At 69.7% G+C, this 12,990-nt stretch carries 11 protein-coding genes; 10 read left to right on the top strand and 1 reads right to left on the bottom strand.

All coding sequences use genetic code 11. From position 1 onward, the window contains the following. Positions 1–684: 684 nt before the first annotated feature. Positions 685–1,722 carry a hypothetical protein gene (locus ACTWLI_RS15830; protein WP_445154701.1) on the bottom strand — a complete coding sequence of 346 codons (1,038 nt, stop codon included), beginning with the start codon at positions 1,720–1,722 and terminating at the stop codon, positions 685–687. Between ACTWLI_RS15830 and ACTWLI_RS15825 the strand changes: the two genes are divergently transcribed. From ACTWLI_RS15825 to ACTWLI_RS15780, 10 genes are all read left to right on the top strand, one after another. After that, positions 1,675–2,559, top strand: a complete 885-nt coding sequence (locus tag ACTWLI_RS15825) for a hypothetical protein (protein WP_445154700.1) — start codon at positions 1,675–1,677, stop codon at positions 2,557–2,559. The two genes, ACTWLI_RS15830 and ACTWLI_RS15825, sit on opposite strands and share 48 nt — an antisense overlap. A 5-nt stretch (positions 2,560–2,564) precedes the next feature. Beyond that, positions 2,565–3,557, top strand: a complete 993-nt coding sequence (locus ACTWLI_RS15820; protein ID WP_445154699.1) for an HAD-IIA family hydrolase — start codon at positions 2,565–2,567, stop codon at positions 3,555–3,557. A 10-nt stretch (positions 3,558–3,567) separates the two neighbouring features. Then, the gene (locus tag ACTWLI_RS15815; RefSeq protein WP_445154698.1) at positions 3,568–3,810 is read left to right on the top strand and encodes a hypothetical protein; all 243 of its coding nucleotides are present in this window, start codon (positions 3,568–3,570) and stop codon (positions 3,808–3,810) included. Continuing rightward, positions 3,807–4,613, top strand: coding sequence for a TlyA family RNA methyltransferase (locus ACTWLI_RS15810; RefSeq protein WP_445154697.1), 807 nt, complete (start codon positions 3,807–3,809; stop codon positions 4,611–4,613). The genes ACTWLI_RS15815 and ACTWLI_RS15810 overlap by 4 nt, the downstream gene beginning before the upstream one ends. A 46-nt stretch (positions 4,614–4,659) precedes the next feature. Next, entirely contained in the window at positions 4,660–5,685 is a 1,026-nt protein-coding gene (locus tag ACTWLI_RS15805; RefSeq protein ID WP_445154696.1) for an NAD kinase, read from the top strand. Positions 5,686–5,688: 3 nt separating this feature from the next. Continuing rightward, the gene (gene recN, locus ACTWLI_RS15800) at positions 5,689–7,422 is read left to right on the top strand and encodes a DNA repair protein RecN (protein WP_445154695.1); all 1,734 of its coding nucleotides are present in this window, start codon (positions 5,689–5,691) and stop codon (positions 7,420–7,422) included. A gap of 76 nt (positions 7,423–7,498) precedes the next feature. After that, on the top strand, positions 7,499–9,259 hold the full coding sequence (locus ACTWLI_RS15795) for a CTP synthase (RefSeq protein WP_445154694.1): 1,761 nt from the start codon (positions 7,499–7,501) through the stop codon (positions 9,257–9,259). A 27-nt stretch (positions 9,260–9,286) separates the two neighbouring features. After that, complete coding sequence (locus ACTWLI_RS15790) at positions 9,287–9,949, top strand: NUDIX domain-containing protein (RefSeq protein WP_445154693.1); 663 nt, start codon at positions 9,287–9,289, stop codon at positions 9,947–9,949. 146 nt (positions 9,950–10,095) lie between these two features. Further along, positions 10,096–11,067: a site-specific tyrosine recombinase XerD gene (gene xerD, locus ACTWLI_RS15785; RefSeq protein ID WP_445154692.1), complete on the top strand. Its 972-nt coding sequence runs from the start codon at positions 10,096–10,098 to the stop codon at positions 11,065–11,067. A gap of 169 nt (positions 11,068–11,236) precedes the next feature. Then, on the top strand, positions 11,237–12,952 hold the full coding sequence (locus ACTWLI_RS15780; protein ID WP_445154691.1) for a DUF222 domain-containing protein: 1,716 nt from the start codon (positions 11,237–11,239) through the stop codon (positions 12,950–12,952). Positions 12,953–12,990 lie beyond the last annotated feature (38 nt).

Here is a 12,990-nt window from a genome sequence, read left to right as displayed (position 1 = left end):
CACACAACAAAACCTTCCCTCACAACCGGCGGGTATGGAACCGACGCCCCCTCAGAACGGGTGCCTATCCGCGGAACGCTCCCTCAGGACCGGCGGGTATGGTTCGGACGCTCCCTCAGCACCGGTGAAGTCCCGGACGGCCCTCCCGCAGATCACCCCGGCACACCACCAATCCTGAGAAACGACAGCCCCGAAGGCGCCGGAGGTAAGGGAGCCTCAGATGAGGCGGAACGGTTGGCGCGGACCACCAGGGACTCGGTCGCGACGCTCCCGCCCAGTTACCCAGGCGGGCAGCCGAGCGAGTCCGCGCCAACCCGGGGATTACCGAGGGAATCACGGCCGCGGAGCAGCGGTAACTGGGCTGGAGCGTCCGCACCAGGCCGCCGGGTGTCAGGAGGCGAGGGACCGAGCATCCCTCACATCAGGCAGGCCGGGAAGGTTCGAAAATCCATGGTGCCCACCCGGTATTCGGGTACGCAGCTCTTGCGGCTCGTCCTCGGTACGAGTGTCCTGGCACTGCTGTGAGACGCGCCACCGCCGGCTCTTCTGACGGCTACGGCGTTAGCCGGGCGCCGACGTCTCGCCTAGAATTGAATGAGATTTACGGACTTCGAAGCGCTTGATTTCGGGTTGCGTAGGAACGAAACACGGAACAGAGCGGCTGCGATTGCGCCAGTGGTCAGCTCATAACAGGAGGAATCCAGCATGGCTGAGCACAACGGCCCGCACCGCGGTGGCAATGACCGCGGCAACTTTGGCGGCGGACGGAATTCGGGCGGCGGCGGTTTCCGTGGCGCCAACAATTCGGGCGGCGACCCCCGAGGCTTCCGCGCCCGGGATGACCGTGAGGGTGGTGAGCGGCGCAGCTTCGGCGGTGACCGTGATCGCAAGCCCTTCAGCGGTGGCGACCGTGATCGCAAGCCGTTTGGTGATCGTCCGTCGCGTGAGGGTGGTGAGCGGCGCAGCTTCGGCGGTGACCGTGATCGCAAGCCCTTCAGCGGCGGTGACCGTGATCGCAAGCCCTCTGGTGATCGTCCGTCGCGTGAGGGCGGTGAGCGGCGCAGCTTCGGCGGTGACCGTGATCGCAAGCCCTTTGGTGATCGTCCGTCGCGTGAGGGCGGTGAGCGGCGCAGCTTCGGCGGTGACCGTGATCGCAAGCCCTTCAGCGGCGGTGACCGTGATCGCAAGCCCTTCAGCGGCGGTGACCGTGATCGCAAGCCCTTTGGTGATCGTCCGTCGCGTGAGGGCGGTGAGCGCCGTAGCTTCGGCGGTGACCGTGATCGTGCGTCGCGTGAGGGTGGTGAGCGCCGTAGCTTCGGCGGTGACCGTGATCGTGCGTCGCGTGAGGGTGGTGAGCGGCGCAGCTTCGGCGGTGACCGCGACCGCAAGCCGTTCAGCGGCGGCGACAACCGGAAGCCCTTCGGCAGCCGCGATGACCGACCCGCCCGCAGCTTCGACCGTGGCGACTCCGGCCCGCGCCGGTTTGAGCGCTCCGAGGACCGTCCCGTCCGCGAGCCGAATGCCAAGGACCTGCGGAGCGCCAACCGCCCTGACCGTGAGCGGTCGCCGCAGATCGACGAGGACGTCACCGGCAAGGAGCTGGACCGCACTACACTGCGCCAGGTCAAGACGCTCGAAGACAAGAGTGCCGAATGGGTGGCCCGCCACCTCGTCATGGCCGGCCGTCTGATCGAGGACGAGCCCGAACTGGCCTTCCAGCACGCCCTTGCAGCCAGCCGCCGCGGCGGACGCCTCGCAGCAGTGCGTGAAGCCGTAGGCCTGACCGCCTACGCTGCCGGCCACTACGGTGAGGCGCTCCGGGAGTTCCGGACCTACCGCAGGATCAGCGGATCCAACATGCACCTGCCCGTGATGGCCGACTGCGAGCGTGGCCTCGGCCGCCCCGACCGTGCCCTCGACGTGGCCCGCTCGGAAGAAGCCAAGGACCTCGACGCCCCGGGCAAGGTGGAGCTGGCCATCGTTGCGGCCGGCGCCCGTGCCGACCTCGGCCAGTTCGACGCTGCGGTCTCGGAACTGGAGATCGCCCAGCTGGACATCAACCGCGCCTTCTCCTACAGCCCGCGGCTCTTCCGCGCCTACGCGGACGCCCTGACGGCGGCCGGACGCGGCGCCGAAGCCGGCAAATGGGAGCGCCAGGCGGTCGTGGCGGAAAACGCCCTGGGCCTCGGCGAGGATGAGGAACCGGACATCATTGACCTCGGCTGGGACGAGGAAGAGGAAGCCCGCGAGGAGCAGCAGCGCCGTCGGATGCTCGAAGAGCAGGCCGCGCGCCGGTCCGGGGCCGATGAGGCACCCCGTGCGGCTAGCGCCGCCGCCGTGGCCGGTCTCCCGGAGACCGAGTCCGCCCAGTCCGCAGACCGCGACCTGGCAGCCGGCGGCGACGACGAGGAAGCCGGCTACTTCGAGTCCGACGACGCGGAGTCGGACCAGGACTCCGTGGAAGCAGACGAGTTGGAAGCAGGGGAGCACGGCGCGGACGACGACGCCACTGACACCTACGCCAACGGGTCCGGCACTCCGGAACGCGCCGAGGACTAGGACCCATGGCTGAAGCCGAGCTGATTTCGCGGTTCGATGCGCTGCTGTCCGATCTGGACGGCGTCGTCTACGCGGGGCCGCACGCCATCCCGGGCGCCGTCGAATCCCTCAGCCGGCTTGCCGGCATTGGCGTCGGCCTGGGCTACGTGACCAACAACGCCTCACGGACCCCCGCCGAGGTGGCGCAACACCTGCGCGACCTCGGCGCCCCGGCCGAGGACCACCAGGTGGTGAGTTCCCCGCAGGCCGCCAGTGAGCTGCTCGCGTCGCTGCTTCCCGCCGGCGCCCGGGTCCTCGTCACCGGCGGTGCGGCGCTGGCCCGCGAGGTGGAGTTCGTCGGCCTCGTACCGGTGCGCACCGAGGCCGAGGACCCGGTCGCCGTCGTTCAGGGCTTCCACCCGGACCTGGCGTGGAAGGATCTCGCGGAGGCGGCGTACGTCGTCGCGGCCGGCGCGCTGTGGGTGGCCACCAACATGGACCGTTCCATCCCGCAGGCGCGTGGCATGGCGCCCGGCAACGGCACCCTCGTGGACGCCGTCGCCGCCGCCACCGGCCGCGAGCCGCTGGTCGCCGGCAAGCCCGAAGCCCCGCTGTTCCACGCCGCCGCCAAGCGGCTGGCTGCCGAACGCCCCCTCGTCGTCGGCGACCGCCTGGACACGGACATCCTTGGCGGCAACAACGCCGGATTCGCCACCGTCGCGGTGCTGACCGGCGTCGACACCCGCGAATCCATCCTCGCGGCGCGGACCGCCGAACGTCCCACCTACCTGATCAATGACCTCACCGACCTCTACCGGCCGTACCCGGCGGTGGACGCCGACGCCGGCGGCCAGTTCCGCTGCGGCGCCGCCGCCGCCGTCGTGCACGGAAACACCGTGCAGGTCACCGGCGACCCCGCCGACCTCGACTCCTGGCGCGCGGCCTGCGCGGCGTGGTGGGCCGCGACCCCGGACGCGCCCACTGCCCAGGCCCCCGGCCTCGAATGGCTGCATCACTAGACTGGAGAGCATGACCGAGCCGAACCACAGCACCGACCCGCACCCGGACCACGCCGGTTCCGGCCCCGAGTGGCCGGCCCCGACCGACGGCACGGGTGACGCCTCCGTTGATGCCGTGCTGCTCCGGCTGGCTGACCTGCCGGACATGCCGGTCGCTGACCACGGCGAGGTCTACGCGGGGCTGCACGAGGACCTGGCGGCTGCCTTGAACGAGGACGTCGCCGGGGCGCCGGCGGGGGACACCCGCCCATGACCCGGCTCGACCAGGCCCTCGTCAGCCGCGGGCTGGCGAGGTCCCGCACCCACGCAGCCCGCCTGATCGCCGAGCGCAAGGTCAGCTCGGGCGGCGAGGTGCTCGCCAAAGCCTCCCTGCAGGTCGGCGACGACACCGCACTGGACGTCGCCACCGGCGCCGAGGACGACTACGTCAGCCGGGCGGCCCACAAACTGGCCGGTGCCCTGGACGCCTTCCCGGCGGTCGCGGTGGCGGGCAAGCGCTGCCTGGACGCGGGAGCCTCCACCGGCGGCTTCACCGAGGTCCTGCTCCGGCGGGGCGCCGGACACGTCGTCGCAGTCGACGTCGGACATGACCAGCTGGTGCCACAAATCCGCAACGACCCCCGGGTCTCCGTCCACGAGGGCCTCAACGTCCGCTATATGGGCCCGGACGACATCGGCGGGCCGGCCGCACTGATCGTGGCGGATCTGTCCTTTATTTCCCTGACCCTGGTGGTCGGGCCGCTGGCCGCGTGCACCGACCCCGGCGGGGACTTGCTCCTGATGGTGAAGCCGCAGTTCGAGATCGGCAAGGAACGGCTGGGACGCACCGGGGTGGTCGGCTCCGACCGGGAGCGCCGCCTCGCCGTCGGCAAGGTCGCCGCCGCGGCGTTCGACGCCGGACTGGCACTGAAGGGATTGGCGCAGAGCCCGCTGCCCGGCCAGGACGGAAACGTGGAGTACTTCCTGTGGATAGCACGCGGTAACGGCGAAGACCCGCCTAAGATCGAGGAGCGGGACGCGGCCGTTGCCACGTTACTTGGAACGATCTGGTCGTAGCCCTGAAAGCACAAGCAGCACGAGAAGCACTAGAAGGCGGAACCCGATGAGCAGGCGTGTCCTGATCCTTGCCCACACCGGCCGGGAAGAGTCCCTCAAGGCCGCGTGGGACGCGTGCGCCCAGCTGCACGCCTCCGGCATTGTGCCCGTGATGCAGAAATCCGAGCTCAGTGACATGGTCCGGTACTACGGCCGGCTGGACCAGCCCGTGGAGGTGCTCCACGACCACGTCAGGCTGCCCGACGTCGAACTCGTCATGGTGCTCGGCGGCGACGGAACCATCCTCCGCGCCGCCGAACTCGTCCGCGAAGTCGATGTGCCGCTGCTCGGCGTCAACCTCGGCCACGTCGGCTTCCTGGCCGAAAGCGAACGCGCAGACCTCGCCCAAACCGTCGAATGGATCGCCAGCCGCCAGTACACGGTGGAAGAACGGATGACCATCGACGTGCAGGTCTGGGTCCGAGGCCAGAAGATCTGGCACACCTGGGCGCTGAACGAAGCCGCCATCGAAAAAGGCAACCGGGAACGGATGCTCGAGGTCGTCACCGAGGTCGATGAACGTCCGCTGACCTCCTTCGGCTGCGACGGCGTCGTCCTCGCCACCCCCACCGGCTCCACCGCCTACGCCTTCTCGGCCGGCGGCCCTGTGGTGTGGCCGGAGGTCGAAGCCCTGCTAATCGTGCCCATCAGCGCGCACGCGCTGTTCGCCAAGCCGCTCGTGGTCTCGCCCAGGTCCCGGCTCGCCGTCGAGATCCTGAACCGCACCGACGCCCAGGGCGTGCTGTGGTGCGACGGCCGGCGGTCCGTGGACCTGCCGCCGGGAGCGCGGGTAGAGGTGACCCGTTCGGCCACGCCGGTCCGGCTTGCCCGCACACACCAGACCCCGTTCTCCGGCCGCCTGGTCCGCAAGTTTGAACTTCCCATCCAAGGCTGGCGCGGCCCCATGCCGCAGGCCGACGCCATCCCCACCGGGCCCGTCCCGGTGGTACGCACCCCGCGGCAAAGCCGAACGCTGCCCGCCCCGCGCCACGCGGGCCCGGACGCACCGACCGACCCCACGACTGCGAAGTGACCCATGCTTGAAGAACTGAGAATCCGCGACCTTGGCGTCATTACCGACGCGACCCTGCCGCTGGGCCCGGGCCTGAGCGTGGTGACCGGCGAAACCGGCGCCGGCAAGACCATGGTGGTCACCGCCGTCGGACTGCTCCTCGGTGCCAGATCCGACGCCGGCGCCGTCCGCAGCGGCGCGAAAAGCGCCTCCGCTGAGGCGGCCCTTAAGCTCGACGCCGGTCACGCCGCGATCCACCGCGCGCTGGAGGCCGGGGCGGACGTCGAGGAGTTCGACGGCGGCGCTGAGCTGCTGCTGGCCCGCAGTGTCGGCGCCGACGGCCGCAGCCGGGCCTATCTGGGCGGCCGCGCCGCGCCGGTGGGTGTCCTCGCCGAGATCGGCGGCTCCCTCGTGGTGGTCCACGGCCAGTCGGACCAGATCCGGCTGAAGAGCCCGGTGGCCCAGCGCGAGGCGCTGGACAAGTTTGCGGGGGAGCAGCTGGCCGGAGCCCTCGCCGCCTACCGCGAGCTGTACGCGCACTGGAACGCCAGCCAGGCCGAGCTTGATGGCCTCCGCAATGCCGCCCGAGAACGGCTCCGGGAAGCCGAATCGCTTGAGGCAGCCCTGGCCGAGATCGACGCCATCGACCCGCAGCCCGGGGAGGATGACCTGCTCAAGGCCGAGGCCGTCAAGCTGGCAAACGTCGAAGAACTCCGCATCGCCGCCAGCACCGCCCACCAGGCCCTCATCTCCGAGGACTTCGGCGAGGAAGCCGATGCGACCACGCTGGTGGACGCCGCCAAACGCACCCTCGAGCACGTCGCCGAACACGATACGGAACTGGGCGCTGCGGCGGCGCGCCTGGCCGAGGTCGGTTTCCTGCTCAACGACATCGCCAGTGAGCTTGCCAGCTACCAGGCCTCGCTGGACACCGAAGGGCCCGAGCGGCTCGCCGAAATCGAGGACCGCCGCGCCGCGCTGGCCAAGCTGGTGCGCAAGTATGCGCCCAGCATCGACGAGGTGCTGGTCTGGGCGGAGCAGTCCCGGGCGCGGTTTGAAGAGCTGCAGGACGATTCCACCCGGATCGAGGCGCTGGACGCCGAGGTGGCTCGCGCCGAGGCGGAACTGCGCAAGCAGTCCGCCGCCATCAGCAAGGCCCGCAAGAAGGCCGCCAAGGACCTGTCCTCACGGGTCAGCGCCGAACTCACCGCCCTCGCCATGGCCGATGCCACCCTGGTCATCAACATCGAGCCGGCCGGGCAGCTGGGCCAGTTCGGCGCCGACGAGATTTCCTTCCTGCTCCAGCCCCACTCCGGAGCGCCGGCCCGGCCCCTGGGCAAGGGCGCCTCGGGCGGTGAACTGTCCCGCGTGATGCTCGCCATCGAGGTGGTGCTGGCCGCCGTCGACCCCGTCCCGACCTTCGTGTTCGACGAGGTCGACGCCGGCGTGGGCGGCCGCGCCGCCGTCGAGATCGGCCGACGCCTCGCCATGCTGGCCCGGCACGTGCAGGTCCTCGTGGTCACCCACCTGCCCCAGGTCGCGGCGTTCGCCAACCAGCACATCCGGGTCACCAAAACCTCCGTGCGCGGGACGGACGGCGGAACCGCCACGGGCTTCACCTCCAGCGACGTGCAGTTGCTGGACGAGGCCGAGAGGGTCCGTGAACTCGCCCGGATGCTGGCGGGCCAGGAGGATTCGGAATCGGCGCAGGCGCACGCCCAGGAACTGCTGGACGACGCGCGGCTGCTGCCACAGTAGCCACAGCAGCCCCCTCCGCGGGGGACTGGGATGACCATCACAGCCGCGTTTCATCGACCCAAGGAAGCCCGATTTGATGATAGGCTCAAACTCCGTGGTGCAGCGATCAAATTCTCGTGTAAATTCCCGGTTCCCGGGCTCGTCCAAGACGACCAAACACATCTTCGTAACCGGTGGTGTGGCGTCCTCGCTCGGTAAGGGGCTGACGGCTTCGAGCCTCGGCCACCTGCTGCGGGCGCGCGGCCTGTCTGTAACTATGCAAAAGCTCGATCCCTACCTCAACGTGGATCCGGGCACGATGAACCCCTTCCAGCATGGCGAAGTCTTCGTCACCGACGACGGCGCGGAGACCGACCTCGACGTCGGCCACTACGAGCGCTTCCTCGACGAAAACCTCGAAGGCTCGGCCAACGTCACGACCGGCCAGGTCTACTCCACGGTCATCGCCAAGGAGCGCCGCGGCGAATACCTCGGCGACACCGTCCAGGTCATCCCGCACATCACCGATGAGATCAAGCGCCGCATGCGGCTGCCTGCCGAGGGCAAGAACGCTCCCGATGTGATCATCACCGAAATCGGCGGCACCGTCGGCGACATCGAGTCCCAGCCGTTCCTCGAATCGGCCCGCCAGGTCCGCCAGGACGTCGGCCGGAACAACGTGTTCTTCCTGCACGTCTCCCTCGTGCCCTACATCGGCCCCTCGCAGGAGCTCAAGACCAAGCCGACGCAGCACTCTGTCGCCGCGCTGCGCTCCATCGGCATCCAGCCCGAGGCGATCGTGATCCGCTCCGACCGCGACGTGCCCCAGGCCATGCGCGAGAAGATCGGCCGCATGTGCGACGTCGACATCGACGCCGTCATTGGCTGCCCGGACGCCCCCAGCATCTACGACATCCCCAAGACGCTGCACTCCCAGGGCCTGGACTCCTACATCGTCCGCGCCCTGGACCTGCCGTTCAAGGACGTTGACTGGACCAGCTGGGACAAGCTCCTCGAAGCCGTGCACAACCCCAAGCACGAGGTGGAGGTTGCCCTCGTCGGCAAGTACATCGACCTGCCGGATGCCTACCTGTCCGTCACCGAGGCCCTGCGGGCCGGCGGTTTCGCGAACGACACCAAGGTCAAGATCCGCTGGGTGCCGTCGGACGAATGCGACACCGAAGCCGGTGCGAAGAAGTCCCTGGCCGGCGTCGACGCGATCTGCGTGCCCGGCGGCTTCGGCATCCGCGGCCTCGAAGGCAAGCTCGGCGCGCTGAAGTTCGCCCGCGAATCCAAGCTGCCGGTGCTGGGCCTGTGCCTGGGCCTGCAGTGCATGGTGATCGAATACGCCCGCAACGTGGTGGGCCTCGAAGGCGCGTCTTCCTCCGAATTCGAGCCGGACTCGAAGTACCCGGTCATCGCCACCATGGAAGAGCAGCTCGACATCGTCGAGGGCAAGGGCGACCTGGGCGGCACCATGCGCCTGGGCCTCTACGAAGCCAAGCTGGACGAGGGGTCGGTCGTGGCCGAGACCTACGGCACCACCACGGTCAGCGAACGCCACCGTCACCGGTACGAAGTGAACAACAAGTACCGTGACCAGATCGCCGCCGAGGGCCTCGTGTTCTCCGGTACCTCCCCGGACGGCAAGCTGGTCGAGTACGTCGAGCTGCCCCGCGAAGTCCACCCGTACTACGTGGCGACGCAGGCGCACCCCGAGCTCAGCTCGCGGCCCACCCGCCCGCACCCGCTGTTCGCCGGGCTGGTCAAGGCCGCCCTGGAACACCAGCATGGCGCAGGCCAGCCGGTCGCGGGCAAGGCTGCTGCCGCGAAGTCGACTCCGGCAGAGTCAAAGTAACTCCCAACTGAATCAAAGGACGGCGCGATGCCCGGTACACCTGAGACCCCCAATGCTGCACGGCAGGTTTCGGATGAGCCGAGCCCGCGCCGTCTTTTGTCTTCGGAGAAGGTCTACCAGGGCCGGATCTGGGACGTCGTCAGCGACAGCTTCCAACTGAGCGACGACGGTGACCCCCTGGTCCGTGACTACATCGACCACCCCGGCGCGGTGGCCGTGCTGCCGATGAACGACGACGGTGAGGTGCTGCTGATCAAGCAGTACCGGCACCCCGTCGGCATGGCCTTGTGGGAGATCCCGGCCGGTCTGCTCGACGTCGAGGGTGAAGACTTTGCGGCCGGGGCCGCCCGCGAACTGGCCGAGGAAGCGGACCTGGTCGCCGCGGAATGGAACGTGCTGGCGGACTTCTTCAACTCGCCAGGATCGTCCAGTGAGGCCATCCGCATCTACCTCGCCCGGGGCCTGAGCGACGTGCCCGGCCACGAACTCCACGTCCGTACGGACGAGGAAGCCGAAATCGAATTGCACTGGATCCCGCTCGACGCCGCCGTGACGGCGGTCCTCGAAGGGCGGCTGCACAATCCATCGGCCGTCGTCGGGGTCCTCGCAGCCGCCGCTGCCCGCGCCGACGGTTACGCGACCCTGCGGCCGGCCGATGCGCCGTGGCCCGCCCACCCCAGCCAGCGCTGATGACCGGGGTGCTGGCGGCCGGGGCGCCGGCCGCTGAACCGACCGGCCCGGCTGGGCAGGGAGCTTCTGTTGCGCCCGGCGCTCCTGTTTCCGGGGCCGCCGCCTCCGCCGCCCCGCCGAAGCCGCCGACCGCCGTCGAGCGGGCCATGACCGATTACCTCCAGCACATGGGCGTGGAACGCGGACTAGCCGCGAACACCCTGGCCGCCTACCGGCGGGACCTGGCCCGGTATGCCCGGCACTTGGCCCAGGCAGGGCGGCAACGTCCCGAGGAGATCACCCGCCGGGACGTCACCGCGTTCGTCCAGGCCCTCGCGGACGGGTCCGACGGCGGGTCACCGCTTGGCGTGCGCTCGGCCGCGCGGACGGTGGTCGCGGTCCGCGGCCTGCACAAATTCTGGGCGTTGGAAGGGGTCACGGCCGCCGACCCCGCCAGCGATGTCCATCCGCCGATGCCCGGGAAGCGGCTGCCCAAGGCCATCAGCGTCGACGAGGTGACGCGCATCCTGGAAGCGGCGGGCACCGATACGGCCACCGGCCTGCGCGACCGCGCGCTCCTGGAGTTCCTTTACTCCACCGGGGCCCGGATCAGCGAGGCCGTCGGCCTCGACGTCGACGACGTCGCGCTGCAGGGCGATGATGCGCAAGGCGCCGACGGCGTGGGCGCTGACGGCGTGGGCGCTAGCGGCACGGGCGCGGGCGGCCCGGCCATCGTCAGGCTCTTCGGCAAGGGCTCCAAGGAGCGCCTGGTGCCCCTGGGGTCCTACGGCGCCCGTGCGTTGGACGCCTACCTTGTTCGCGGCCGACCGCTCCTGGCAGCCAAAGGCAAAGGCACACCGGCGCTGTTCCTCAATGCCAGGGGCGGGCGGATCAGCCGGCAAAGCGCCTGGACCATCCTCAAGGCCGCCGCCGAGAAGGCCAACATCACCAAAGACGTTTCGCCGCACACCCTGCGCCACTCCTTTGCCACGCACCTGCTGGAAGGCGGCGCGGACGTCCGGGTGGTCCAGGAGTTGCTGGGCCACGCGTCCGTGACCACGACGCAGGTTTATACCCTCGTCACCGCGGACACCCTCCGCGAAATTTACGCCGCGGCCCACCCCCGGGCACTGGGCTAGGGGACCGCGGGGCTCCGACCGGATTTCGGACGAGGTCCAGGGCGAGCCTGGTGGGCTGGCGTTGGCCGGTGTGTGGCTGGACTGTGGTTACTGCGAATCTGTGGCAGAGTCCCGCCGCTAGACAACCGCTCGCCCTATTAATGTCGGTGGTCCGTTCTAGTGTGAAGACATGGAGAGCGGAGATGCTTTCACAGCGGACCTCAGGGCGGCAGCAGCGGCCCTGAGGCAGTCCGCCGCCGCCCTTGAGGCTCTCCTTGATGGTCCCGACCGCACAACCCACTCCAACCCCGATGCCGATCCGGTGCGGCTGCTTGCCGACGCCTGCCTGGACGGGTTGTCCGAGGCGGCCCGGGTGGAGTCTCGAGTCGCGGCGCTCAAGGTCCACCTGGCTGCCGGGTACGTTGGCCTGGCCGAGGTTCTCGCGGGGCCGGCTGCCACGCCGCAGGACTGTACGGCCCGGGAGATGAGCACCGTGGCGGAGGTCGCGGGTGTGCTGACCGTCAGTGAGCGCTCCGCCTCTTCGCTGATTTCCGATGCGCTGGCCCTGACAACCTCGCTGCCGCTGACGCTCGAGGCTCTGGGTTCCGGGAGCGTGTCCTGGCAGCACGCCCGCATCATGGTCAATGAGACCGCGGGCCTCCCGCCTGCCGCGGCGGGATGTCTGGAGGCCCATTTCCTTGACCCGAACGCTTCTTCGCCGGCCCGTGGTTGTTTCGCGGGAGAGCTGGCACCGGGACGTTTCCGGGCCAAGGCCCGGACCTGGCGTGAGCGCCACCATCCGCTCAGCATGGAGGTCCGGCACACCCGCAGCACCGCCGACCGGCGGGTCGAGTTCGTCCCGGACCGGGACGGGATGGCGTGGCTGAACATGTACCTGCCGGCAGCGGCCGCGTCGGGGATCTTCGATCGACTCACCGCCGCCTCCCGCGCCCTCCAGGGCCCGGAAGAGCCCAGAACGTTGGCCCAGCTGCGGGCTGACGTTGCGGCGGCCGTACTCCTTACGGGCGGCTCCGGCGGCAGTGCCGGCATTGCGGCCGGCGGCGCGGACGCCAATGCATCGCCCACGCTGGCCGGCAATACAGCGGCCGGGGTCCCGGTGCCGCGGGCGCAGGTTTTGGTCACGGTCCCGGTGCTGTCGTTGCTGGGAGTGACCGACGAGCCGGCGATGCTGGACGGCTACGGCCCGATCCCGCCGTCGGCCGCCCGAAAGCTCGTGGCGGACGGCGCAGATTCGTTCTATCGGGTGCTGACTGATCCGCGAGACGGCGCGCCCTTGGAAATCGGCCGCACCAGCTACCGGATACCGAAAGCGATGCGGCACTGGCTCCGGCTGCGGGACGCCAAATGCACCTTCCCGGCCTGCAACAACTCCTCGCTGGACACCGAGGCGGACCACCTGCTGGCCTGGGCCGACGGCGGGACCACCGGGATCAGCAACCTGGGCCAGCCCTGCCGCAAACACCACCGCCTCAAACACACCACCGCCTGGACTCCCAGGCCGGCCACGCCTCAAGAACCCCCGGCATGGATCTCGCCCACCGGACGCCGGTACCGCAGCGAACAGCAGGACTGGGAACCACCTCAGTGGCCCGATGCCGTGGTGCCCGACGTCGGTTCGTCCGACACCTGGCCGCTACCGTCCGATGGTGCCTGGTCGGACACCTGGCGACGCCTGTCCGACGCCGACTGCCCGCCACCAGACCCCGAACCGTACCTGGACCCGAAACTTCCCGAGGACCCCTTCCCCGATTGGTACCGCTTCGCGGCCCCCGAACCGGACGAACCCGACGAATCAGACGAACCCGACTGGCCCACGCCTCCGGACCTCTGGCAGGATCCCGCCACACTGTCTCTGGCGGGGGACTTGCTGGCCAACTCCCGATGACGGCGGCGAGCCCCGTGTAAGAAATCCCCGGGTTCGGG

Source organism: Arthrobacter sp. Hor0625 (assembly GCF_052567525.1).
This window is presented reverse-complemented; position numbering and strand designations above follow the sequence as displayed.

Bases quoted from the DNA above. Each gene is read 5' to 3' on its own strand.
- ACTWLI_RS15825 (WP_445154700.1), top strand. From the start codon at position 1,675: ATGGCCGGCCGTCTGATCGAGGACGAGCCCGAACTGGCCTTCCAGCAC.
- ACTWLI_RS15820 (WP_445154699.1), top strand. From the start codon at position 2,565: ATGGCTGAAGCCGAGCTGATTTCGCGGTTCGATGCGCTGCTGTCCGAT.
- ACTWLI_RS15815 (WP_445154698.1), top strand. From the start codon at position 3,568: ATGACCGAGCCGAACCACAGCACCGACCCGCACCCGGACCACGCCGGT.
- ACTWLI_RS15810 (WP_445154697.1), top strand. From the start codon at position 3,807: ATGACCCGGCTCGACCAGGCCCTCGTCAGCCGCGGGCTGGCGAGGTCC.
- ACTWLI_RS15805 (WP_445154696.1), top strand. From the start codon at position 4,660: ATGAGCAGGCGTGTCCTGATCCTTGCCCACACCGGCCGGGAAGAGTCC.
- recN (WP_445154695.1), top strand. From the start codon at position 5,689: ATGCTTGAAGAACTGAGAATCCGCGACCTTGGCGTCATTACCGACGCG.
- ACTWLI_RS15795 (WP_445154694.1), top strand. From the start codon at position 7,499: ATGATAGGCTCAAACTCCGTGGTGCAGCGATCAAATTCTCGTGTAAAT.
- ACTWLI_RS15790 (WP_445154693.1), top strand. From the start codon at position 9,287: ATGCCCGGTACACCTGAGACCCCCAATGCTGCACGGCAGGTTTCGGAT.
- xerD (WP_445154692.1), top strand. From the start codon at position 10,096: ATGACCGATTACCTCCAGCACATGGGCGTGGAACGCGGACTAGCCGCG.
- ACTWLI_RS15780 (WP_445154691.1), top strand. From the start codon at position 11,237: ATGGAGAGCGGAGATGCTTTCACAGCGGACCTCAGGGCGGCAGCAGCG.